Here is a 25,533-nt window from a genome sequence, read left to right on the forward strand (position 1 = left end):
TACAAAATAATTTATCCTCACTATTTAATTTACTCGCTACAATATCAAAACCCAGTTTACCCATAGAAGCCACATCTACTCTAAATTTTAATGGTTGTTTCCCCCAGTCGGTAACATGGTTGTCCGAAGAAATGGAAGGAAAGAAATATGAGTAATCCCATTGAACAAAAATTCTTTCTAAAGGTTCTGTATCATCTGTTGGCCAAAACTCGGTAAAATACTTCAGCAATTCATAATCGCCGCGACCACCACCACCGGAACACAACATCATTGGAACTTTTGGATATTTTGCCCTGATTCGTTCAAGTACTTTATACAAACCTCGGGTATAATCTACATACAAATTTGATTGAGGCAATCCTGTTTTATGCAGATAAGCCGAATAAGCATTATAAATAACCGCATTACAATCCCATTTTATAAACGCCAATTCCGGGTTTTTCACAAAAAGATTGTCTACAATTCCAAAAACGAAATCTTGAACTTCAGGATTAGACAAGTCTAAAACCATTTGATTTGTATAGTAAATCTCCGGTCTTTCAGGTTGTCGGATGACCCAATCTAAATGTTTTCATACAATTCGCTTTTTGGATTTACCATTTCTGGTTCTATCCAAATCCCAAATTTAATACCTTCTTTTTTAGCTTCTTTTACCAAATAACCCAAACCACTTGGTATTTTTTTTTTGTTTTCCTGCCAATCGCCAAGCCCAGCATCATCGTTATTTCTCGGATATTTATTACCAAACCAGCCGTCATCTAATAGAAATAGATCACCTCCCAAATCTTTGGCATCTTTAAATAAGTCTACTATTTTATTTTCATCAAAATCAAAATAGGTGGCTTCCCAATTGTTTAGTAATGTAAGCCGTTACCCTTGTCCATCTACAAGTCTGTATTTTCTTGACCAATCATGTAAATTCCTACTGGCTGCACCTGTGCCATGATTAGACAAGGCATAAATTAAAGAAGGTGTTTTGAATAGTACGTTTGGAGCTAATGAGTATTCAGATGTAAACGGATTAATTCCTGCAATAAATCGAAGGTTTTTATTTGAATCGATTTCGAATTCCAGTTTAAAGTTGCTACTCCAACCTAATTGACCAATAATCACAGTTCCTTCATTTTCTGAGGCGGGTTTACCAAAAGACACCATAAAATTAGGTGTTTGTAAAAGCATTGCTCTTGTTCCTAATTTTGAATCTACCGTTCTGATGCCTTGCACCAATTTAGTTTCAACTGGCTGCATCTCTTTTAGATATTCTCCTTGAAAACTGGTGAGATAAAAATCTTTGCCTGCAAAATATAAATTTGCAGAAGCATATTTTTGCAAAAGCAATGCTTTCTTCTCTTTGTTTTTTATCTCGGTCCATTGTTCGATTATGTTTTCTTTGGCCCAAACTTTATAAAATAAAGTTACCTCAAAAGGATAGATAGGGTCTTTAAGAACGATACTAGTGGTAGAAATATTGGCGTCTATTTTTTCGATTTTATGACTTACATATTTTAGTTCCAAAGAAGTGTTTCCATCGGCATGTTTTACTTGTATGGCTGGTTCAGAAAGGTTCCATGTCCCTGAAAAAGTATAGGATGAATTGTAAATTCCTTGATTCGAAAGATCATAATTATACCCTGCTGAAACAGCTACATACTCACTTTCAATTTCAAGTGGTTTTCCAAAATAAACAGTCCTTAACCTATTATTGCTATCCGTTTGTAGCAATATCATATTGTTTGAAGTCACAATAGGAATGGTTACGGTTTGCGCAGATAAATTAATGATTGTTATTAAACTAAATAGGAATAACCTTTTTTTGTAAAAATAATGGGTGATTTTATTTTTCATAATTCATATTAAAAAACTATTTTTTCTGATTTAAAAACTTAATTATTAAACATTTCTGTTACAAAAACATATTTAGCAAAAGTATTTCAGTTTCGATACTAAAAGTTAAAGGCAAGTAAAAATACTTGCCTCCAACCGAATTTACTAACCAAAACTTATTTTAAATTCTATTATTAATACTTAGGATTTTGTTTGTATAATCCTCCAGTGAAATCAATTTCTCTTTGAGGAATTGGATAATACTCATCTCTACCTGCCGTAAATTTGGCATTTGAAAGGAAATCTCTTTTTGTTTTCTCAACATTAAGGTAGGCATTCAAAACAGGTTCAGCGATGCCCCATCTTACTAAATCAAAGAATCTTGGTCCTTCCATTCCAAACTCCAATCGTCTTTCAAACATTAATGCTTTCATTGCGTAGTCTTTTGAAGGGAAAGAAGCATACGGTTGAACTTTATAAACATTTGAAGCTCCTGCCGCTAAAGTCATTGCAGTACTGGCTGCAGCTCTTGCTCTAATTTGATTAATTATTGGCAATGCTTCAGCAAATCTGTTTAATTGTATTAATGCTTCGGCTTTGAATAATAAAACATCCGAATAACGTATAAAATCAACATTCTTTGAAGTCCCAATGAATGGCCCGTTCTTCACATAACAAGAACAGTCGGGAGATTGTTGCTCTTTCATGTTTCCAAAGTATCCATAAACTCCTGGATCTCTAGCCCAACTCAATTTGTAGACCATATCTCCTGAAGTTTTCAAAGTATTTTTATATTTAAATGGTCTTCCCGGAACACCAACAGTATGGTCAATTCTTGGGTCTAAAGTAACTCCGGCTGCTAATGGAGCATTACCATTGGTTATTGTATTAAAAATATCTGAATTATTGAAAGTATCTAATAATGGTAAGCCATTAGCATCCGTTCTAAATGCATTCACCATATTTTGGCTTGCCATATGAAAGCCACAACATCCGTATAGAGGCGTTCCATGAGGAGAGTTTAATCCTGTAACAAAACTTACTCTTCCTGTATTGGTCCCGTCATTTATAGAGAATTGTACAGCCCAAATAGATTCTGAACCATTATCATGACCATCTAAAAAATTATTTCCAAAGTCAGGCTCTAAACTTCCTGTCACTTTATCAGCATAATCTATTACTTTTTGCAATTTTGCTGCATCTATACTAGTTACTTGATGCGCATCATTTTGCTTGTATGCCTGATATAAACTTAATTTTGCTAAGTAAGCAGCTGCAGCATTTTTATCGGCTCTACCTACCTGATCCTGGCTCTGTTGTAAATTATCAAATGCAAATTGAAAATCAGCTGCAATTTTGTCCCATAAAGCATCACTTGACAAATCATTTGACGTTTTTAATATGTCTTCTTGAGTAAGCTCTTCTGTGATATAAGGAACTTTATTAAACAATAACTTTAGCATAAAATGAGAATGGGCTCTTAAAAAACGCAATTCTGCTTGTCTCACTTTTTTTAATGGGTAATCCGCATCTGGAATTGCATTGATAACGGACAAGGCAAAGTTAGCTCTAGAAATCGCTTTATAATGATTTGTCCAAGTTCTAGGTAACATCCAGTCACCGTAATCTGCAATAGTTGTATTGTATTGTTCATAACGGTCAATTACATCAACATCGCCACGACCACCACCTCCTTTATAGGCATCATCAGATCGTACACTTCCGTACACCCATTGGTTTGTTATTGGGCCTACCATTTCGTCATTCCCTATTGCAGCATAGGCAGCGTTTACAAGTGCTTCCGCATTTGTAGCTGTCGCAACATTTACAGAAGACAATACTCCTGTTGGTTCATAATCTAAAAAATCGGAGCTACATGATGTCAAGAATAAGATTGACAAGCAAAGGGTAACTATAGTATTATATTTCTTCATGATAATTGATTAAAAATTAAAGTTTACACCTAATGAAAATGTAGTTGGTACTGGTATTCTATTAACATCTGTTCGTTCTGGATCGGAACCAATATATCCTTTTGGAGTAAACCAAAATAAATTTTCTCCTTGAGCATAGATTCTACAACTTGTAATGAATCCCGATTTTTGAACTAACTCATCTGATAATGAATACCCAATTTGGATGTTTCTGACTTTGAAATAAGAATTGTTTCTCAAAATATAATCTGACATCTGAGTATCATTATTAGCTAATGAAAGAGAAGGCACATTTGTATTAGTATTAGTAGGAGTCCATGCATTTAATGTTCCTGGACCTGCATTATCTCTTCCTTGAACAAAATTATTCCAAAAAATATACGGATCAACTCCAACTCTTCCAGCTACACCAGAACCAAAAATGGAGAAATCAATATTTTTATACGCTAAACTAATATTAATACCGTATTCTAATTTTGGAAGTGTTGTACCAATAAAAGTTCTATCATCTGAATTAATCACATTATCTCCATTGATATCAACAAATTTAATACCTCCCAATCGAGAACCAACTTGAGTAGCATGAGCGTCTATTTCAGCTTGATTTTGAAATAAACCTTCTGTTTTATATCCAAAAACTTCGAATTGTGAATGCCCAATTATTGAATTAGCTGCAGTTCCTGGATACGCTGCTCTTACCTCTTTTGGCAAATCTGTGATTTTATTTTTAGTCGCACCAAAATTTGTGGTAACATTATAAGACAATCCATTATCTAATTTATCTGCATATCCTACTGTAAGTTCCCAACCTTTATTTGCAGTCGAAGCACCGTTGACAAACCGTTGCTGACCTTCTCCAACAGCAGATGCAACTGGCGGTCTAATCAAAATTCCAACTGTCTTTCTTGAGAAATAATCAAATGAACCTGATAATTTATTTTCGAAAAAACCAAAATCCAAACCTACGTTAACCTCTTTGGTAGTTTCCCATTTTAACCCTGAATTCGCCGCTTGTATAGATACAAAACCCGAAGCTAAATTTCCAGTATTAGTTCCATTTAAATCATAAGCAGTTCCAACATTATAATAAATATTGAAAAAATCTGGATAATATACATTTTGATTCGGACCGTATCTAGCTTCGTATAAACCAAAACGGGCATTATCTCCAATAGATTGATTTCCTACTTCTCCATAACCAGCACGTAGCTTCAAGTTTGAAACTGCTGTTACATTTTTAAGGAATTGTTCATTATTGATTCTCCATCCTGCAGTAATCGCTGGAAAAATACCATATCTATTGTCTTGACCAAATCTTGATGAACCATCTCTACGAATAGTGAAAGAAGCTAAATATCGGTCAGAGAAAGCGTAGTTAAATTTTCCAAACTGAGAAAGTAGTCTACTTCCAGTTGAAATTCCATTGTTTGTTCTAGCTCCAGTAGCCGCAGATAGTGTAAAATAAGATTCTGATTCAACTGCGAATCCCTCAGCACGAGCATACAAAGTATTCAAATCCGTTTTGGTTGATTCAGTTCCAATGAGGATCCCTAATTTATGTTCAGAAATAGTAAGATTATAATTTAAAGTATTTGAAATTGTTAAACTAGAATACTTATTGGTATCAAAAGTTAAACTATTATTGCCTCTATTAACAAATCCATTTTTCACAATTGGTTCAATGTCTTTTCTGTTGAAATCATTAAAATCCATCCCAATACTATTTCTAAAGGTCAACCCTTTTAAAATGTCAATTTCAGTAAAAACATTACCGTACAAAGCCATTTTTTTGCTATTATCCCATCTGTTCAAATATTGCATTAGTAAAGGGTTGTTTCTATCGGAATAACCAGATCCTAATGGCCCAGCATAATCTCCAGATGCAGTGTAAACTGGAATCGTTGGCGCAAGGGTTATTGCTAAACCTGGTGTTGGTGCGTTTCCAACATCATTGGCAGCAGCTCTTTCATTTGACTGTGTAAATTGTGAATTAACACCAAATCTTACTTTGTCATTGAACAACTTGAAATTGGCATTAAGTCTTGCTGAATATCTCTCATAATTAGTATATTTTAGCATCCCAGAATTATCTAAATACCCCATATTCAATACTACATTTGCTTTATCAGATCCTCCAGATACAGATAAATCATTATTGATAAGAAGTCCAGTTTTGTATACAGTATCTTGCCAATCTGTATCACCAGAAGGGACATTAGTATCTCCACCTACATATGGCTTTACACTTACACTATTCAATACTGGATTACTGAAGTCATTATTCCAATCAAAATTATAGATTTCTCCATATCCACCAGACGGACTTGCACCATCGTTAACAGAAGCTTGCCATAAAACTTTTCCTCTGTCTAAAGCATTAAGCATTTTGTATCGTTGTTTTTTCTCTGAAAGAATAGAAACGTTTGTGCTGTAAGATACTTTTGTTACTCCACCTTTTGCTGCATTTTTAGTAGTAACGATGATTACCCCATTAGCAGCTCTAGACCCATAAATAGAGGAAGCTGAAGCATCCTTTAACACTTGAATAGATGCAATAGCGCTTGGACTCAAACTCGCAAAAACCTCAGGTCGTACTGTAGGAACACCATCAATAACATACAATGGATCTGTATTACCTAGTGTACTTACCCCTCTAATTAATATTCTACTACTTCCTCCACTTGGATCTCCTGATTTCTCTATAGTCAAACCAGCAACTCTTCCTTGCAAAGCTTGCATAGCATTTCCAGAGCTCATGGTTTGCCCAGTAATAGGTTTCAGTTCTACTACCGTAACTGCACCGGTTAAATCGGCTTTTTTCTCTTTACCATAACCCGTTACAACAACCTCTTGCAGTTTTAAAGACTCTGCTTTTAATGCAATTTTTAAAGTAGTTTGTCCATTAAGTTTAACAGACTGAGATTCATATCCAGTAAAACTGAATACTAAGGTTGCATTTTTATCAACATTAGTAATCGTAAACTGACCGTCGAGATCAGTTGAAGTTCCGATTTTAGTTCCAGAAACCATTACTGACGCACTAGGAAGAGACATTCCGTCTTCGGAAGAAGTTACCACTCCTGTGATTCCTATATTTTGGGCCGATACAGAAAAAAACGACCCCATCAGGATTAAGTAAAGAATAATTTTGTGTTTCATAATTTAGTTGCTTTAGTTAAAATTTAGTTGGTTAATAATTAAGTTTTCAATGGTATATTCCGTATTAGCTTTACTAACTGAAAAATATTCCATTGGTTTATCTGGAAAAAATATTTCAGTCATAACTGTTTTTCCATTGTTATAAAAAATTTCTATTGATGTTTTATCAACAATTATTCTTACTTCCATCGTATTGAAATCTTTCGTAAATGGAGCTTTTGAAATTGTGTGAGCAAATAAATCTGAAAAAGCTGTATTCCCAGATTTTGTTCTGTCAATGAAAAAATAGTTGTCTTTTTTATTGATGCCAAATTGTATAGTATTAGTACTTTTATTGGAAAAAGAGAAAGTATAAACGTCCTTTTTTAAGTCCTTTAATGTAAAACGAATTTCTACTTTTGATAAGTCTACCAAAGATTGATCAGTTATTACTGTTTCCTTGTCTATTTTAAGAGATTCTTTTTTGATAGTCTTAGCAATATAATTTTGTAATTCCTTTACAGGTTTAGAGGAAACAATATAATGACCACCATCATTTACAAGTACTAATTCTCGTGGTATAGTCATACTGCTTCTCCATGTTTCTGTTGGCACTTTTTGTGCATATTGCCAATTTGACATCCACCCTATGAATAATTTTCGCCCATCAACCTCAGAGATGTTAGACCAAGTAACTCCTGCATAATTATCTCTTCCATAGTCGATCCAAAGCCCATTTTGTTGTTTTACATCTTTTGAAAAAGTATCATCAATAGTAAATGTTTTCCCATCGAAATCACCTACAAAATATTGTGTAGCAGAACCACCGTTAGGTCCCCCTGGATTAATGCTTAACAGCATAACCCATTTGTAATCATCTGTACCTTCAACTAGCATCGGGAAAAAATCTGGACATTCCCAAACACCACCATGAGCCCCAATGTCTTTTCCAAAATCTGACAGTAGCTCCCAGTTTTTCAGATTTTTAGACCTGTAAAACATCGTTTTATCTCCCGCTGCTAAAACAACTAACCATTGCTGGTGAATGGCGTCCCAAGTGATTTTCGGATCTCTAAAATCTTTTAGATTTGGATTTTTAATAATTGGATTTGCCTCATATTTCGTCCAAGTCAAGCCTTCATCTAATGAATAAGCGATACCTTGAGATTGGTAATTGCTTTCTCCAGCTTTTTCTTTTTTCATGTCATGATACGTAAACATGGCTATAATAGGCGGATTTTCTAAACTACCAAAACCCGAAGTGTTTTTTATATCAACAACTGCACTTCCCGAAAAAATATATCCTTTTTCGTCCGGATAAAGCGCAATGGGTTTTTCAGTCCAGGTTATAAGATCTGTACTGATGGCGTGACCCCAGTGCATGGGCCCCCAAACATTTGAATCCGGATAATATTGATAAAAAAGATGGTAATACCCGTTGTAGTAAAACATCCCATTAGGATCATTCATCCAACCCTTTTTAGGAGTGAAATGAAAATTAGGCCGATACAATTCTTCTTCAGTATATTTCTTGTTTGCTAAAGAACCATCTTTACAACTAAATATCGTTGTAAAAATCATTGTGCAACTTAACAATCCAACATATTTAATAATTTTTAATTTGCTCATAATTTTATTCGTTTATTAAATTTTTACTTAACTCCTCTAAAGAAATTCCTTTGGTTTCTGGCATCATAAATCGAACAAACAAGAGTTGAAAAACCATCATCACTGCGAAAAACATAAATACTACTCCAGGTCCAACCGTAGAAAATAGATATGGTATTAACGATGGAATGATAGCCGCCAAAACCCAATGTGTGGTACTACCAAATGATTGGCCTGAAGCTCTTAGATGATTTGGGAAAATTTCTGATATAAAAACCCAAATTACAGCACCTTGACCTATCGCATGTGCAGCAATAAACAGGAATAAGAAAACAGGAACAGCCATTCCTTCCCAATGAAAAAGGAAAGCCATTGCAACAAGTGAAAGTGATATAATATACCCCACAGAGCCTATATACATTAATACTTTACGCCCTAATTTGTCGATTAAGAAAACGCCCAATAGTGTGAAAAGTAAATTCACCACTCCTATTCCAATACTACTTAGTAAAGCGGTACTTTCACCAAGACCCGCCTCTTGAAATATTCTGCTGGAATAATATAAAAAAGCATTAATTCCAGATAATTGATTAAAAAAAGCCATTAAAAAAGCCAATACTAAAGGTGTTCTGTATTTCTTTAAAAATATAGTATCATTAACCTTAGAAGCATCTTTATTATCTCTATATATCTCTTCTTTTATTTTTTCATAATCAGCTTCTTGCCCTATTAATTGCAACACTCTTCTAGCTTCGTCATTCTTGAGTTTGGACAATAACCATCTTGGGCTTTCAGAAATCGAAATAATTAATAAAATATAAATTACAGATGGAATTGCTTGTACTCCCATCATCCATCTCCACGAATTTTCACCCATATCGTTTAAAAGATAATTAGACAAAAAAGCCATAAGAATCCCTAAAACAATATTGAATTGATAAAAAGCAACCAGCTTCCCTCTATCTTTTGCAGGAGCAATTTCTGATATGTAGGCGGGTGCTGCAATTGTTGATGCGCCAACTCCAAGACCACCAACAAATCTAAATGCGGCAAAAACAAATGGACTATTTGCAAAAGCAGATCCAATTGCAGAGAACAAGAATAAAATACCTATCCATAATAACGTATTCTTTCTCCCAATCTTATTAGTAGGAATTCCACCAAATATGGCCCCAAGTACGGTTCCCCATAATGCCATCCCCATAACTACTGTTCCATGGAAAGCATCAGAGGAATTCCATAAACCTTGCAGCTTTTTATCAGCTCCTGAAATAACAACGGTATCAAACCCAAAAAGAAACCCTGCTAGTGAAGCAATCAGAGACCAAACAATAATTTTTTTCATTATCAAAAAATATTAAATTAGATTGCTAAGATATCCGCATAAATTTTACTTATATTTTAAGGATGTTACAATTTCATTTAATACGGTTTCACAATATCGAATAAAGAATAAAATACTTATTATCAGATATTTGTAATTTAAAATAAACAAATAACTACTTCGTTGTAGTTCGATTATGTTACACGTGTTACAATCATGTTACACGTATTTTTAAAAAAAAATGGATATTCAGGAATAAAAAAAGTCACTTGATGGATTTTATTCGATTAATAAAATTTTAAATTTATTTTTATAGAAAGTTTAAAAAAAATCGATAAAAAAAATGAATTTATTAAGAAATTCTATATTATGAAGTATTCTTAAGCTTATAAGAAAAATTACACAGATGAAATGCAATGTGAGCTCAAGATTCAGGGATGTTTTTATACCTGAGTAAAGGAATTACAACAAGAATAAGACAACTTATATTAAAACAATCCCAATAGATCTTCTACTCGGTTTTATTACGCAAAAGCCACTCGAACCCAGATTCCCTATAGTTACATACAGCGTGGAAAGCAGCAGAATTATTGCATTGAAATAAAGCCATAAAAAAAACCATCAAAATCTAATTTTGATGGTTTTGATTTTGACATTACATAAATAAGAAATATAAAAAAAATAGAATTAATTTTAATTACTAAACCTTTATAGAAACTAGCGTTATAATAAAGATTAAAGTCATACTTTTCTTTACTCCTCTTATTTAAAAATTTTTAAGTCTGAAAAAGTGACTTCACCATTATCAGCAAAAATAGCCCAAGCATTTTGATTCATTTTATAGATACGGTTTGTAAAAGCGATTTCGTCATTAATGTATATCACACATACCGAATTTTCAGAAATGATTGTAACATCAAACTCTTTATTAGCCGGGACATTTAGCGGAAGCTGCGTTAGATTTAGGGAGGACGCATTTTTTATAACCTTATCTAATCTTAATTGATTTTTGGCTAAATCCAATACAATGGCAAATACTTCATTTCGCGTTTCACACGCTCCAAATTCAAAACCAAATTGAGTGGATGATGTCGCTTTTATATGTGTTTTAATTTTAAATGCGCCCGTTTTTCTGTCAAATACTGAAAATGCTTTTTTAGCCCCATTACCCTTCAATGTATAGGCATCTCCTTGCTTTGTAGTTCCAAAGCCTATTTTCGCATTTAAAACTTCATTAACAATAAAATTGTTGTCTACACCATTGGGTATCGCAATACCTAATGTTCCATTTGGATGCTGAACAAGTCGATGCGTTACAAGCGATCCAGCCCAATCAAAATTAGCGGCATCACTGTTTTTGTTTTTAGTAGGACACCATCCTGCTATATACCGGTTTATGCCATCGGTGACTGTTTTTCCAGCATAGTAATCAATTCCATCTAACGCACTATTTACAGGAGTAATCCAAGTATTGGCTGTCAGTAAACGGTATTTATAGTGTACCATTCGATCATCAATATTTGAGTAAATCAAATACTGATAATCACCCATCGTGAACACATCAGGACATTCTGTTATAAAGGTAGTTGTATCCTCACAAAATGGCTTTTCCAAAGTCCAATCTCTCAAATTTGCAGAACTGTATTGCGCGATTACTGCTCGCCATGGCACAGTACTATTAGAAACTATACCAACCTCAGAACGTGTCGCAATCAACATTTTATACGTTCCTGTACTTTTATCTTCTATGACGATTGGATCTCTAAATTCATTGCGATCATATCCCCAAGAAGCCTGCAATAAAAAGGAAGGATCTTTGGTCCAATTTTTTAAATCCGTAGACGTTGCAAGCATAACTTTTTCTTTAGGATCAAGATTTCCGTTATGACCTGTATAGAAAGCGTAATAAATTCCATTCCTTTTAAAAACGGATCCTGTACCCAATGCACCATCCTGCTGATTCTCAGTTCCTGTGGCAATCATTTCACTAGTGTCGGTGAACGTTGCAAAATCAGACGTAGTTACCTTATACCATGGGTGAAACGTGGGCATTGTATTTCTTGCATCGTACAAATAGAAAAGATGGAAGATACCATTTTCATAAAATGGTATGGGAACACCAACCCAACCCACAGAAGGCTTAAAGAATGTCCGATACGTATTATTCGATTCATTAGGAGTTTGACACGCCGGAGCGTTTGTTTCTACAATAAGGGTTTCAGTTGGTTTATCCTCTTTGGTGCAATTATTAAATAATGCTAAACAAAGTGGAAGACATAAAAACGTGCGATTTATTTTCATATTGAATGGTTTACGAGAATTATAAGTGCGCAAAAAGATTTGATACACTCAGATTAAATACTTTTTATCAGCAAAACGAAATCAATTAAAGGAAATAAAAAATTAATTATGTTTAGATCTTAAATTCAATTACTAAGATATTTTTAAAAAATCGGCTTTTATATCAAGAATGGTGTGGTTTAACACAATGCTTTATAAAACAATTCAAAATATTAATTATCAATACATTAGACATAAACAAAAAAAGCAACTACTTCGTTGTAGCTGCTCTTATGTTACATAAAGTACAATTATGTTATGCTATTTTTTATTAGGAAGAAAATGGCTACATAGAAAATATCTACTTTTTACTTTTATATTCTTTAGGTGTAACTCCAAATTTATTTTTAAAGGAAGTTGAAAAATAATTTGGTGAGGAGAAACCAACCGCATAGGCAATTTCTGAAATGTTTAATTCTGACTTTTTCAGCAGCTCCTTTGACTTATCTAATCGAATATTATTAATATGGTCACTGACACTAATTCCTAATATAGCTTTCACTTTTCGATACAATTGCACCCGAGAAATAGTTAAACTTCGTGCAAGATCTTCAACAGTATAAGCAGAATTATCCAAGTTTTTTTCAATAAGATCATTCAACTTTCTTAAAAAATCTTGTTCAGAAACACCAAAATCACCATCCTCAATATTTAAAATATTATTGGTATAATAAAACCGAAGTTTTTCTCTGTTAAAGAGCAATCCTTTAATAGATTGCGCCAATACTTTTAAATTGAAAGGTTTTGTCAAAAAGATATCGGCACCACTTTCTAGAGCCTTCAAATAGGAATCTTGGTTATCCGAAGCGGTAAGCATTATAATAGGAATATGTGACGTTCTTAAATCTTTCTTGAGTATTTCACAAATTTGGAAACCATTCTTTTCAGGCAAATTCAAATCACAGATAATAATATCTGGAATTAATTCCAATGCTCTTTCAATTGCATTGGTACCATCAGATGCAAAAAAAGTATACTCTGCAGAAAATTTATGAGACACAAAATCTAAAAGCTCGGAATTGTCCTCTATATAAAGAATCGAATATTTATCTTCGGTGTTTTTTGGTTCAACACTTTGAATAAACTCGGAATCCAAATAATCCGGTTCATGAACAAAATCTACTATTGGCTCTTTTATTATATATTTTTCATCAAGATGCTCTTTTCCTAACGGTAAAGTAATTATAAATTCTGCTCCATTTTTTGAATTGATATCTATTTTCCCTTTATGCAGATCAATAAAACTTTTTGATAAATAAAGCCCTATTCCAGAACTGTTCCTGTAATTATTTGAACCTTGATAAAAAGCAGTAAAAACCTCCTTCAACTCATTTTCGGGAATCCCTATACCTGAATCTTTAAAGTGAATTTTAACAATGTTATTGGGTTTATCTTCTTTTATTACAATCGAAATTTTACCCTTTTCAGGAGAGAATTTAAAGGCATTTGACAACAAATTAAAATAGACTTTATCCATAAGATTTCGATCCATATAAACTTCTAATTCCGGATTGTTAGTTGTCAATGAAAAATCAATATTTCTTTTCTTCGCTTCCCGATCAAAATCACTAATAATACTTTTTGAAAAATCTAAAATATTAGTTTTTGATGCTTTTAAAGTAAATTTTTGATCTTCTGTTTTTCTATAGTCTAATAATTGATTAATTAACCTGAGTAACCTTCTGGAGTTGTTATACATCAAGTTAATTTCTTTGTTTACTGAACTACCTTTGGTCTTTAATTCACTGCCTAATGATTCTACTGAACTTAAAATTAAAGTCAAAGGCGTTTTGAATTCATGAGACAAACCTGTAAAAAAATTAAATCGTGCTTCATTACTTAGTTTTAATTCTTCAGAAAATTTTTCAATTTCATTTCTTTGGCTAACAATTTTTTTATTTGTCTCTTCCAATTCTTTCTTCTTACGACGAATTGTAATTCCCGAATAAATACTATATATCGCTAAACTTAGTACAATTATAAATAAAGAAATTAAAAGTTTCAGAAGATTACTCTGAGTCGAATATTTCTTTTCCTGATTTTTAATAATCTTTTGTTGTTGCTCAATATCAGATTGTTGGATTGTTATCTTATCAAATTGATTACTCATAATATCTGCATTAAGAGAGTCAATTAATATGGTGCTAAGGTTGTTGTTTTTAGGAACAATCTCTTTATTAGCTATTTTCAATGCTAATTTAATAGCTTCACTACCTCCTGTAGGATATAAAACAGTGGATTCTAAAACTCCGTCTTTAACAAGTTGAATACCCCCATTTGGCCCATTAATTCCATCAACGCCTATGAATTTTATTTTGTTATTTGGTATATATATTTTTGTCTCTTTCCAAGCCTGATATGCAATTACATCATTATAAGCAAATACATAATTGATATCGGAAGAACTTTGTAAAATTTTCACAAATGCTTTTTTGGGCAATTGATCTTTTTGCGCATCTATGGTAATTACCTTAATATTAGGATATTGATTTATAATTTGATGAAAACCCATACTTCTGTCTAAACCAGGTGATGTATAGGAAGCTCCTTGAATTTCCATTACATTTGCCATCCCCTTAGACAAAGAAACAATATGCCGCCCAGCAATTCGTCCTACTTCAACATTATCTGCACCTAAATAGGCCGTATAATTCGAAGTATTTACTTTTCTATCAATTATAATTACCGGAATCCCTATAGCATTTGCTTTCTCAATAACTGGAATTATAGAATCTAATTCAAAAGGAGAAATGATAATAACATCTACTTTATCAGATATGAATTTTTCGATATCCTTAATTTGCTTTTTTTCTTGACGATTAGCATTGTAAATAGTTAGTTTAACCTCTGAATGAAGTGCTGCTTCTACCTCCATAGCATGATCCATAGATTTTCTCCAAATATCATGATCTATGCTTTGTGAAAAACCAATAGAAATAGTATGTAAATCCTCATTACGAGAATTACACGAGCACAATAAAAGTATATTACTAATTAGAATTATATAACTAAGTTTTCTTAGCATTGGTTTTTATTAAATAGTTTATCCTTTAAGCCACAACAAAAACATTAAAATTATATATTGTTGAAATGGAGTGTTATTTTAAAAGACAATTGATTTTTATTTATGACTAATTTTTATAAATCGTTTTAAAAATGTAAATATATAGAAAAGCACTTTACGTTAAAAACATTCAACCTATAAAGTTAATTCCTTTGCTACTTATCTTCTATTATTAAAAGATACAAAATAATTAAAAGACTATTAATTGATTATGCCATAATTAACAATTTTCCAGAATAGATACTAAAACTTAACATTATTTATTGGATTTAAACACAATATGCTGACCCCAAAAATTCGGACAATATTCCGACTAATTTAGATAGGAATAAAAACCTTAAATTAGCAATAATATGTCAAGAACAAGAAGAACCTTCGGAAAAGACTTCAAAGCCAAAGTTGTTTTTGGAAACCTTAAAAGAGAAAGATAACATGGAGGTATTAGTAAAAAAATACGAGTTGCTGCCCAACCAAATTAGAGTAAAGTTTCATAGCGTTCATATTTTCCAGCTGCAACTCCAAACCAACTAGTTCTTATATTTTGCGGTTGTGTTCTTTGAAGATAGGAATCAAGAGTCGTTCTCTTTGTTTTGTTCACAGAATTCGGTTTTTAAATTCCTCGATATTTAACGAAATGTTATCTTTTAAAAGTTCGAACTGGATATCGTTTATTCGGTTTTTCATGAAGTCAAGTAAGTTGTTTATTGAACAAGCTTCTTCTGAATTGCCATTCATCCTACTCAATTTGTTCGACCATTTTGATGGCTGGATGAATTTTTTGGTACTGTATTCGAATCTTTTTCCGTCGACAGTTAGTCGCACATAAATTGGGAATAGCCCTGCTGAATTGGCTTTTGTTGATTTTATATAGAAGTGCAAGGTGGTTTTTACTTTCATTTGGGTAACCTTTAAGTTATACATTAATTTACTGTAAGGTTTGCCACAAAACAAGATGCTCATTTATTGATATAGTTATTGAATTGATTGCTGCTGTTGATATAAGCATAATAGCAATTCAACATTCTTTCAATTTAGGGAGACTCTAATGATGACGATTTTCTAGGATCTCGATTAAGTACCTTGATTTATAATAAACAATGAATATTTTGGAAGGGTGTTAAACGAAAAAACCCCGAAAAACGTAAGGTTTTCGAGGTTTTGAATTATTTTGAAGGGTGTTTCAGCAGAGAGGAAGGGACTGCAAATAACTCAAAAATACAAAACACAGCAATCTCTTTTTTTATTCAAAACACCTCCTAAAGTCAATAAAAATAAACACTTATTGACATTTAAATATTTGATGTAAATTGAACTGTTTTGGGGCAAGTTGGATTTTACCGTACAAATATCGTACAGATTACATATATTTGTATGGCTTAATTATATCAAAAGATGGCTACCATTAATTTTTTATACCGCTCCACAAAGGAAAATGCGAATTTAATTTTACGATTATTGTTTCGATTTAATGAGACTGACTATGTTATTGGTGCAAGCACTAAACTAGAAGTTTCAAAAGACTATTGGAACAAACTACATAAAAAAAATACGAAAGATGCTGACTTAAGAACAAAACAGGTAGATATAAACAAAGACCTCAATGAAATTGAAAACCACATCTTAAAAGCATTTAACACGACAGTCCCAGAGGAAATTTCTAAGGATTGGCTTAAAATGCAAATGGATTACTATTACAATCCGCCTCAAAAAGCCAAAGCACTTCCATTAGAACTAACTAAATACTTTGCCTATTATATTGACTACCGTAAGCATGAGTTAAAAAGCACATCAGTTCAAAAATTCAATGTTATTAAACAAAAATTAGAAGAGCTCCAGAAAATAAGAAAGCATGTAATTCTTATAAAAGATGTAAACGAAAACTTAAAAAAAGAATTCGTAGATTTCTACAAAAAAAACAATTACGCACAAAATACTATACAAAGAGAATTAACATTTGTAAAAACAGTTTGTAGACATGCACGTTTTTCAGGACTTGAAACAAGTCCACAATTAGATGGCTTACGTATAGATAAAGCAAAAGTTGAAAAAATATACCTGAACTTTGATGAACTGGAAAAACTAGAAAATATTGAGAAAGATAAATTAACTGATAGTTTAACAAATGCCAGAGATTGGTTAATAATTAGTTGTTATACAGGTCAAAGAGTATCTGACTTTATGAGATTTAGTGATAGCCAAATAAGAATTGAAAATGACAAAAGTCTAATTGAGTTTACTCAAAAGAAAACAGAAAAAGTTATGACAGTTCCTCTTCACAGTAAAGTATTAGAGATATTAGCTAAAAGAAAAGGTAAGTTTCCTTATGCTATATCAGACCAAAAGTATAATGCCTATATAAAAGTCGTTTGCGAGATTGCGAAGATAACCCAAATGGTAAGTGGAAGCATACAAAAAGAGACTGCACCTAAAAGCAAAATATTTCGCAAAGAAACTGGAATATATAAAAAAAGTGACCTTGTTACATCACATATTGGTAGAAGGTCATTTGCGACTAATTTTTATGGAATAATACCCACATCTTTACTGATTTCTGCAACAGGACACTCAACAGAAGTGATGTTCTTAAACTACATAGGAAAAACCGACACACAAAAAGCAAAACAACTTGCTGATTACTTTTAATATTAAGAATTATGAAATCAGAAAAATTAGAAAAATTAGTTATTAAAGAATTAAGTACATGTTCAAATATTAATGAAAATATTTGTTTTTACGAGGGTCAAGACCGTGAAATTATTGACACATTTGGAAATGTTCAAAAAACTATAGATAATCAAAGTGGCTACGAAATAAATTACAACATTTTTAAAAATGAAGCACATAAAAAAGAAATTTTATCCACTTCAAAGTCTTTGATTGGAGAATATTTAGAAGACTTATTTAAAATAAGTAAAGAAGAAAATTATTTCTGGGAATTATGCAGTTTTACTGTGTACAAAGACCACTACAATAAGAGGCTAGAAAATTTTCTTTTTAAAAATGACAATGAATTTTTTGATGAAATAACTTTTATTGAAATGGAATTAAAAATTTTAAATAATTTACATAAACAACGTTTTTATGACTTTTTAAGAGTTCCGACTTTAGAACTAATAAAAAAAGCAAGCTCAAAAAAAATATTTTTTTTGAATGAAAAACTTTCTATGCAAAAACAATCTGATGACATTGTGCAATTATTAGATTTAGACAAAATTTCAGGTATTGAAAAAATAATCTATCTCCAAAAACTTGGAATTATCGACTTTTTAAGTAAAAAACAACCTTTTATCTCTTCCATTAATAGTCTTGCAAATATTCTAAGTATAATAACTAGTGTCAAATCAGGAACAATACAACCTATGATAAACCCAATTATCAATAACGACACCACTTCAAAAAACCACCCATTAAACTCCAAAAAAAATGTCCAAAAGATAGAAACACATTTAATAAAAATCGGTTTTGATTTAAATGAAACGAATTAGGGAATCCCTAAAAATTCCCTAATTCTACTTGCATCATAATTATAAAAAATTAAAATTATGACAAGTACAATCATGATACATAACTTAGATGTACCACAATTCGAAGAGCTAATTAAATCTACTGTAAAAGAACAGATAGATGAACTAAAACAATCCTTAAACAAGGATAATCAAGACGAACTCCTAACAAGAGAGGAAACCTACAAACTTCTTAAAATTGATTCAAGCACACTTTGGGCTTGGACTAAGATGGGAAAATTAAAAGTTTATGGAATTGCCAACAGGCGTTATTATAAACGAAATGAAGTATTGGATTGTCTAATCTTAGTAAAACAAAAGACGACATGAAAAATAGTAAATTTTGGTTTATGAAAATTAATGGTTTAACCTGTAAGATTAATTTCGAAAAACTACTAATACAAAGTGAACTTTTAGGTTTTTACACTTTTAACAAAGCTCTAGTGCAAGTTGTTAATAATGAAATTTACTTTCGAGATGAGAATTTTTTCTATAATTTCCTAAAAGCTATAATCAGCGAAAAAAACAAAGTTCAGCAAGATGTAGCTAAAGACAAATTTGAAAGAGATATGCTCTCTCAAGGAAGAAAATTAATTACTCGACTTAGAGAATTAGACAAGTCACTTATTCTAGTAGATGAAAGAGAATCAGCAGTTAAGTTTTTCAGAAATGGCTATCTAACAATTACTGCAGAATGCATTATTCTAAACGATTATAATAGTTTAGGAAATAAGCTTATTTGGCATTACAGAAAACAAGAGAGAGATTGGTCTTTAGAAAACATTACAGACTCCCTTTTTAGATCTTTTGTTGATAATTCAATAGGTATTTCTGATTACACAAAACTTGTTTTAGGATACCTGACTCACGATTTTAATGAGGAAGGAAAAGGGTACTTGGTTGTCTTAACAGACAAAACCCAAAACCGGATAGAAGGAGGAGGAACCGGTAAGAATTTACTTTGTACTATTTTGGAATTAACCATTTCTAAAACGGAAGTGTCAGCAGAACAACTTAAATACGATTCTAGTCTTTTGCAATCTTGGGATTTTCAAAGATTATTTATTATTTCAGATGCTGGAGCAAAATTTAATTGGCTTTTTCTTAAAAATTTAATTACCGGTAATACTCAACATAAAAAACTATATCAAAATGAAGAGCAGATTTCTTATGAAGAAATGCCAAAATTTGTTGTTTCAACAAATCATAGTGTCCCCGAAGATGATGGCGGATTAAATAGAAGATTTAGGATTTTAGAATTTTCTTCTTTTTACAAAGAACATGGAGGTGTTGATGTGTATCATGGAGGAATGTTTCCTTCTATATGGAGTGATACAGATTATTTTGGTTTTGATCAGTTTATTGCTGAATGTATTCAGCAGTATTTTATTAATAAAGGTCAAATTAAAGAAGCAGACATCAGTGAAAGTGGTAATATTAAGAGGTTTATAGGTAACTATGGAGAAGACTTATATGACTTTATTGATTCAAATTTTGAAAATTGGTTAGAGAAGGGAATGTTCACAACTCAGGAATTTAACTACGAAATAAATAAGTTTTTAAATCAAAAAAGTAATCAAAAAGATTTCAGCAATGCTAAACTGAATAATGCTATTGAAAGTTTTGTTGTTCTAAAAAATGGAAAAGAAACGGAATTTAAATATGCCTATTATAAAAGCAATAAAATCAGCAATATAAGATACCGAGTATTTGCAAAAAAACCAATTGGGGAGCTAGTAACTAGTATTAATCATTTGAACTCAAATTAAACATTAGGTTACTCTTATAAATTTTTGTAGTACAAGAATACATACTTTTTATATATAAACTATATTGAAAATATAATATACTAAAAGAGTAACGACCATTTTTCTTTGGATTTATGTCCAATAAAATCTTCTTAAAAGCGACTATCATAACATATTGTGATAGTCGCTTTTTCATTTTAATCTAAACAAACTTAAATACAACTCTTTAAAATTATAAATCATGGAATTAAAAAAATCAGAAAGAAGTAAAGCCAAAATAAAAATGGCGTTGCAGGCTCCATCAGGAGCAGGAAAGAGTTACAGTGCTCTATTATTAGCTCAAGGTCTAACCAATGGAAATCTTTCTAAAGTAGCTGTCATTGACACAGAAGCAGGTTCGAGTAATTTATATGCTCATATAGGTAGTTACAATGTTTTGAACCTAGAGTCTCCTCATTCTCCTGAAAGATATATTGAGGCAATAGACTTATGCATTAAGTCGGGGATGGAAGTGATAATTCTTGATAGCATCAGCCATTGCTGGGATTTCTTATTGGATTATCATGCTTCTTTAACAGGAAATTCATTCACGAATTGGAACAAGATAACTCCAAGACAAAAATTATTTGTAGAAAAAATCCTTCAAAGTAATATTCATATCATCTGCACTATGAGGGTGAAACAAGACTATGTATTGAGTGAAAGAAATGGGAAAATGGTTCCTGAAAAAGTAGGACTAAAAGCCATTCAAAGAGATGAGATTAGCTACGAGTTTACCATAGTATTTGACATCGATTATAAACATTTTGCAACAGCTTCCAAAGACAGAACCAATTTGTTTGAAGGGAAACCTCAGTTTGTTATTAACTCAAATACAGGTAAAAAGATTTTAGACTGGTGCAACAGCAACATGACTAAAGGAGAGTTACAGGTTAAAGTAAGTGAATGTAATAACCTTTCAGAGCTTACAAACCTTTATAATGCAAACCTAGAATTGGCAAAAACTATTGAACAGGACTTTGTAGCCAAGAAAAACCTTTTACAACAACTAACCTCAAATGTATCATCAAATGGAAATGGAACTCACTAAAATCAGAAACGAGGAGACTCTTTCACAAGTACCTGGAGTCTTTAAACAGATAATATCTCCAGGTTTAAGTGACTCTTCACAAATGCACATAAATAGTTCTTTTACTGAATCTAATTCAGAAAATAGAAGTACAAATTTTGGAGAAGATAGACAAGTTTCACCTGTACCTGTATTCCTTAACTATATAGAGGATCCAGGTTTACACGAATCTTCAAATATCATACATAAATCACCTTTTATAGAGGCTAACACAGAAGAGGTTAGCCTTTTTCATTTAAAAGAAAAATGTGTGATTCCAGTTTTTACAAAGGATAATGAAATTACTTTAAGTCATCAGGAATTTATAGAAACTGCACTATCAGCTATTGGTAAGATGTTCCCAAATGAAAACCTAGATACTCCTGAAATTAGAGTAAGCCACCAAATTAAAGGAAGAACTCCTGATGCTTTACATATTGCTGCTAAAGATTTGGAAGAGCATCAGAGAACTTCTTATTTTGAGAGGATGGCTTTTATTATACGGGTTCCAGGTATTACTGAAACCATAAATGGCAACAAGTTATCACTGACAATAGGAGGTGTAAGAAGCTACAACCTAGAGAACCTTTATAATAAGAAAACTTATGAAAAGTTCAAATTCTTTATAGGTTTTCAAAATATGGTTTGTTGCAATCTTTGCGTCAATACAGATGGTTTCCAAAGTGAAATTAGAGCCATGAGTTATTTAGACCTTGAGGATAAAATGCTACAAGTAATTCAGGGTTATAATGCCAATCAGCATTTAAACACTATGAAAAACCTATTAGAATATTCTCTTTCTGAAAGGGATTTTGCTCAAATTATTGGTAAAGCTAGATTGTATAATTACCTGCCTAAAAAAGAAAAAGCACTACTACCTGAACTGCTCTTGAATGATGGACACATTAATACTGTAGCTAAAGACTACTACCAAGATGAAAGCTTTTGTAGAAATGCTAATGGTGATATAAGTATTTGGGAGTTTTATAATTTGTTGACTGGCTCTAATAAGACCAGTTATGTAGATACTTTCCTTGAAAGAGGAGTGAATGCCTTCAACTTTTCTGAAGGTGTCTCAAATGCACTGAGTGATAGTTCTACCAACTATTCTTGGTTTTTGAGTTAATGCCACCCAGCCTCTTTAGTTAGGGGTTGGGTTTTTAAAATATAGTTATTCTAAAATATAAGAAAAAGATTAATTTTTTTTTAATTCTTTAAATAAGTTGTATATATTTGATAATATATCATGTTAATTATTATTTAACAAAAAAAAATAAAACACAGACAATTTCTATGAGTAATGAAGCATTAAAATTACAAGTTGACAATGAAATACAGAAATATTTAGAACTTCCAACATCTGAATTATTAGATTTATTTGGCCAGGGCAGTCATATTCCAGGTTCAGGAAGTGCCGCAGCACTGTCTGCATTAATTGCAATTGAATTATTGAAAACTGTATGTATTTTAACTCGTACAAAAGAAACATATTCAAATGTTCATATTCAAATGGACTATATCAAAGAAGAATTAATCACTGTTTATAAACCAAAATTAATCGAATTATTTTATAAAGATTCTAAAGAGTTTGCAAGGGTTTCAGAATTAAGAATGTTAAGGGATAATGAACAAAACCAAAAACAGAAAGAGAAATATGGAAGAGAGGCAATTGATCAGTTAAGAATTGCAACTGAAATTCCAATTGAAATGTGTAACACGTGTATTAAATTAATGGAATTTGCATTGTCTATATTTGACAATGGTTATAAAGCAACAAGAGGAGATGCAGGTGTTGCAATAAGTAATTTACTTGCAGGAATTTCAGGAACACTATTTGTTATATTATTAAATATTAAAGTTTCTAGGAAAAGTAATTGGACAGAAACTAAAAGAAAAGAAGCAGAAGAACTTGCTTTAAAATATATCAAGATTCAAAACGATGCCTTTTCAAGAGTTGTAAGTTTATATAAAGATGGTATGCCAGATGGACAAACAGAAATTCCTTTTATATAAAAAAAATAACCATTCAGCAGGTTTCATTTTGTTCTTAATAATCTATTTATGATATGGCAATAAATTTTGGTGATTTAATTTCAATAGATAAAAATTGGGTTGATAAGGAACTAACTCATCACTATGATGAATATATAAATGATAAACTTAAAGTTCGACTTTATACCATATCTCCATCAGGAACAACTATAGATTCTATTTCTTTGGCTAATGCCTTACTTGATTTGTTACCTGATTACTTTAAAACTAAATCTGAAATTAATAAACAAGTCCAAAGAAAAGTAGATGAAACAATTCAAGAAGGCACAACAGCTTGCGATATTGATTTAAGAGAGCAAGCCATAAAATTAATAAGTAATAGAAACTATAGGAAAGCAGCAAAGTTTTTTAAGAAAAAAACATGTGATTCCAAGAGCGGAAAATATGGCGAACTTTTATTATTTGGATTAGTGGAGTCAATTTTTAATTGCAAAATGATTGCTCATAAAATTACTAATATTACAAACTATCATGATGAAATCAAAGGGGGGGATGGAATTTTTCTGGGGGACTACACATTAAAAAATGGCACTAAAAACCCAGCCTATCTAATTGGAGAATCTAAGGTTTGGAAAGACTATACAGGAGCAAAAAAAGATGCTCTAGACTCAATAAATAGATTTTATGATACTGATTTTCAAGCCAATTTTAAATCTTTAGAACTGTTTATTGCTGAAAAAGATATTGATAAATTCTGTGGAGAAAATGATATTGATGAACTTTATGGAAGGTTGAATCCAAGTTCAAGTTTATTTAAAAGCCAAATAGCTGTTCACCCAATTCTGATTATGTTTGAAACAAAAAGTTACGATAATTTAATGATTAAAGCTTCAAATAATTCGGATCTAATAGATTTGATAAATAAAGATATTATAAAAAAAATAGACAAGACTTTAACGAGTATATCTAAAAAGGTAAAACAGTATCCCGAACTTGAAAAAGTTTTTTTAGATTTTATTCTAGTTCCTACGAATAGCATTGAAAATTTCAACAATACTATGGACAGTTTGATATAATGAAAAAAGAAAATCTTTCAGTACAAGCTTATAACCATAAAATTTTAAACAAACTTATTTATGATTTTTCATTAGTGATTTTGTCTGAAAAATTTAATTCAATAAGAAAAATTACAATAGAGGAAGAAGTATTAAAAAAAGGAATTTGGTTAGCTTCAATTCTATGCGATAGCATTGAAGAACATCATAGAAGAAAAGGTCAGCTTTTTTCTTCATTATTATTTTTAAACTTTAAAGACGATGTTAGTATTTTACAAGCTTGTTATATTCTTTTTTCAAGATTAGGTAATTTAACCGCCACAAAGTTTTTAAATGGATTATATGAAACTCAAGAAAAGAATCCAATTGATTTTAGAGCTAAATATGAATTTGGAGATTTTATTACAAATGAACTTATATATGAGAGGGAAAGCAGAATAATAGAAGCACAAGACACTTCATATCTCATTACCGATTTTCAAAAAGAACTTTGGAATGCCCTGAATAACCAATCCGAAATTGCAATTTCTGCCCCTACCTCTTCAGGAAAATCATTCATCATTAAACAATTTTTAATTAATGAGTTCTCAAATGGAAAACCATTCAAGGTCCTATATATAGTCCCTTCACGAGCATTGATAAACCAAGTTAATGAAGAATTTAAAATTGAAATTAGTTCTGATGTGCATGTCAAAACATCCTTTGTTAAAGAAAATGAAATCTTTGAAAAAGAGATATATGTATTAACACCTGAAAGATGTATAAAAATTTTAAATAGTAATATTGAAATCGATTTTGTGTTTATTGATGAAATTCAAGGAGTTGAAGATATTAATGGAAGAGGTTTAACTTTTGAATATGTATTTAATGAAATTTAAATAAAATATCCAAATGC

Annotated in this window: 18 protein-coding genes and 1 pseudogene; 9 read left to right on the forward strand and 10 right to left on the reverse strand. The window is 31.5% G+C overall.

Annotated features, from left to right (window positions below):
• Positions 1-10: 10 nt before the first annotated feature.
• The 10 genes and pseudogenes from ACM55G_RS00970 to ACM55G_RS01015 form a co-directional block, all read right to left on the reverse strand.
• Positions 11-813: pseudogene (locus ACM55G_RS00970) on the reverse strand (glycoside hydrolase family 36 protein); the annotation flags it as partial.
• Positions 814-870: 57 nt separating this feature from the next.
• Positions 871-1,845 (reverse strand): glycoside hydrolase family 36 N-terminal domain-containing protein, encoded by a 975-nt coding sequence (locus ACM55G_RS00975; RefSeq protein ID WP_416842025.1) that lies wholly within the window; start codon positions 1,843-1,845, stop codon positions 871-873.
• 173 nt (positions 1,846-2,018) lie between these two features.
• Positions 2,019-3,758 (reverse strand): RagB/SusD family nutrient uptake outer membrane protein, encoded by a 1,740-nt coding sequence (locus ACM55G_RS00980; protein WP_416842027.1) that lies wholly within the window; start codon positions 3,756-3,758, stop codon positions 2,019-2,021.
• A gap of 9 nt (positions 3,759-3,767) precedes the next feature.
• Complete coding sequence (locus tag ACM55G_RS00985) at positions 3,768-6,917, reverse strand: SusC/RagA family TonB-linked outer membrane protein (RefSeq protein ID WP_416842028.1); 3,150 nt, start codon at positions 6,915-6,917, stop codon at positions 3,768-3,770.
• Positions 6,918-6,929: 12 nt separating this feature from the next.
• On the reverse strand, positions 6,930-8,525 hold the full coding sequence (locus ACM55G_RS00990) for a glycoside hydrolase family 32 protein (RefSeq protein WP_416842029.1): 1,596 nt from the start codon (positions 8,523-8,525) through the stop codon (positions 6,930-6,932).
• 4 nt (positions 8,526-8,529) lie between these two features.
• Positions 8,530-9,849, reverse strand: a complete 1,320-nt coding sequence (locus tag ACM55G_RS00995; RefSeq protein WP_416842030.1) for a sugar porter family MFS transporter — start codon at positions 9,847-9,849, stop codon at positions 8,530-8,532.
• A 741-nt stretch (positions 9,850-10,590) separates the two neighbouring features.
• Entirely contained in the window at positions 10,591-12,129 is a 1,539-nt protein-coding gene (locus ACM55G_RS01000; RefSeq protein WP_416842031.1) for a glycoside hydrolase domain-containing protein, read from the reverse strand.
• Positions 12,130-12,469: 340 nt separating this feature from the next.
• Positions 12,470-15,193: a substrate-binding domain-containing protein gene (locus tag ACM55G_RS01005; RefSeq protein WP_416842032.1), complete on the reverse strand. Its 2,724-nt coding sequence runs from the start codon at positions 15,191-15,193 to the stop codon at positions 12,470-12,472.
• Between the two features lie 514 nt (positions 15,194-15,707).
• On the reverse strand, positions 15,708-15,830 hold the full coding sequence (locus ACM55G_RS01010; protein ID WP_416842033.1) for a hypothetical protein: 123 nt from the start codon (positions 15,828-15,830) through the stop codon (positions 15,708-15,710).
• Positions 15,827-16,129, reverse strand: coding sequence for an Arm DNA-binding domain-containing protein (locus tag ACM55G_RS01015; RefSeq protein ID WP_416842034.1), 303 nt, complete (start codon positions 16,127-16,129; stop codon positions 15,827-15,829). Before ACM55G_RS01015 ends, ACM55G_RS01010 begins: the two co-directional genes overlap by 4 nt.
• 495 nt (positions 16,130-16,624) lie before the next feature.
• Here ACM55G_RS01015 and ACM55G_RS01020 point away from each other — a divergent pair, with 495 nt between their 5' ends.
• The 9 genes from ACM55G_RS01020 to ACM55G_RS01060 all read left to right on the forward strand — a co-directional run bounded on the left by ACM55G_RS01020 (position 16,625) and on the right by ACM55G_RS01060 (position 25,516).
• Complete coding sequence (locus ACM55G_RS01020) at positions 16,625-17,875, forward strand: tyrosine-type recombinase/integrase (RefSeq protein WP_416842035.1); 1,251 nt, start codon at positions 16,625-16,627, stop codon at positions 17,873-17,875.
• A gap of 11 nt (positions 17,876-17,886) precedes the next feature.
• A complete protein-coding gene (locus ACM55G_RS01025) occupies positions 17,887-18,717 on the forward strand; it encodes a hypothetical protein (protein ID WP_416842036.1) in 831 nt (276 codons plus the stop codon).
• Positions 18,718-18,774: 57 nt separating this feature from the next.
• Positions 18,775-19,065 carry a helix-turn-helix domain-containing protein gene (locus ACM55G_RS01030; RefSeq protein ID WP_416842037.1) on the forward strand — a complete coding sequence of 97 codons (291 nt, stop codon included), beginning with the start codon at positions 18,775-18,777 and terminating at the stop codon, positions 19,063-19,065.
• Positions 19,062-20,504 carry a hypothetical protein gene (locus tag ACM55G_RS01035; protein ID WP_416842038.1) on the forward strand — a complete coding sequence of 481 codons (1,443 nt, stop codon included), beginning with the start codon at positions 19,062-19,064 and terminating at the stop codon, positions 20,502-20,504. Before ACM55G_RS01030 ends, ACM55G_RS01035 begins: the two co-directional genes overlap by 4 nt.
• A 220-nt stretch (positions 20,505-20,724) precedes the next feature.
• Positions 20,725-21,573 carry an AAA family ATPase gene (locus ACM55G_RS01040; protein ID WP_416842039.1) on the forward strand — a complete coding sequence of 283 codons (849 nt, stop codon included), beginning with the start codon at positions 20,725-20,727 and terminating at the stop codon, positions 21,571-21,573.
• Positions 21,574-21,655: 82 nt separating this feature from the next.
• On the forward strand, positions 21,656-22,717 hold the full coding sequence (locus ACM55G_RS01045) for a DUF3871 family protein (RefSeq protein WP_416842040.1): 1,062 nt from the start codon (positions 21,656-21,658) through the stop codon (positions 22,715-22,717).
• 167 nt (positions 22,718-22,884) lie between these two features.
• Complete coding sequence (locus ACM55G_RS01050; protein WP_416842041.1) at positions 22,885-23,604, forward strand: cyclodeaminase/cyclohydrolase family protein; 720 nt, start codon at positions 22,885-22,887, stop codon at positions 23,602-23,604.
• Positions 23,605-23,657: 53 nt separating this feature from the next.
• Positions 23,658-24,659, forward strand: coding sequence for a Hachiman antiphage defense system protein HamA (locus ACM55G_RS01055; RefSeq protein ID WP_416842042.1), 1,002 nt, complete (start codon positions 23,658-23,660; stop codon positions 24,657-24,659).
• Entirely contained in the window at positions 24,659-25,516 is an 858-nt protein-coding gene (locus ACM55G_RS01060; RefSeq protein WP_416842043.1) for a DEAD/DEAH box helicase, read from the forward strand. The genes ACM55G_RS01055 and ACM55G_RS01060 overlap by 1 nt, the downstream gene beginning before the upstream one ends.
• Positions 25,517-25,533 lie beyond the last annotated feature (17 nt).

Origin of the sequence: Flavobacterium algoriphilum (genome assembly GCF_048158655.1) — a bacterium.
GTDB classification, from domain to species: Bacteria; Bacteroidota; Bacteroidia; order Flavobacteriales; family Flavobacteriaceae; genus Flavobacterium; species Flavobacterium algoriphilum.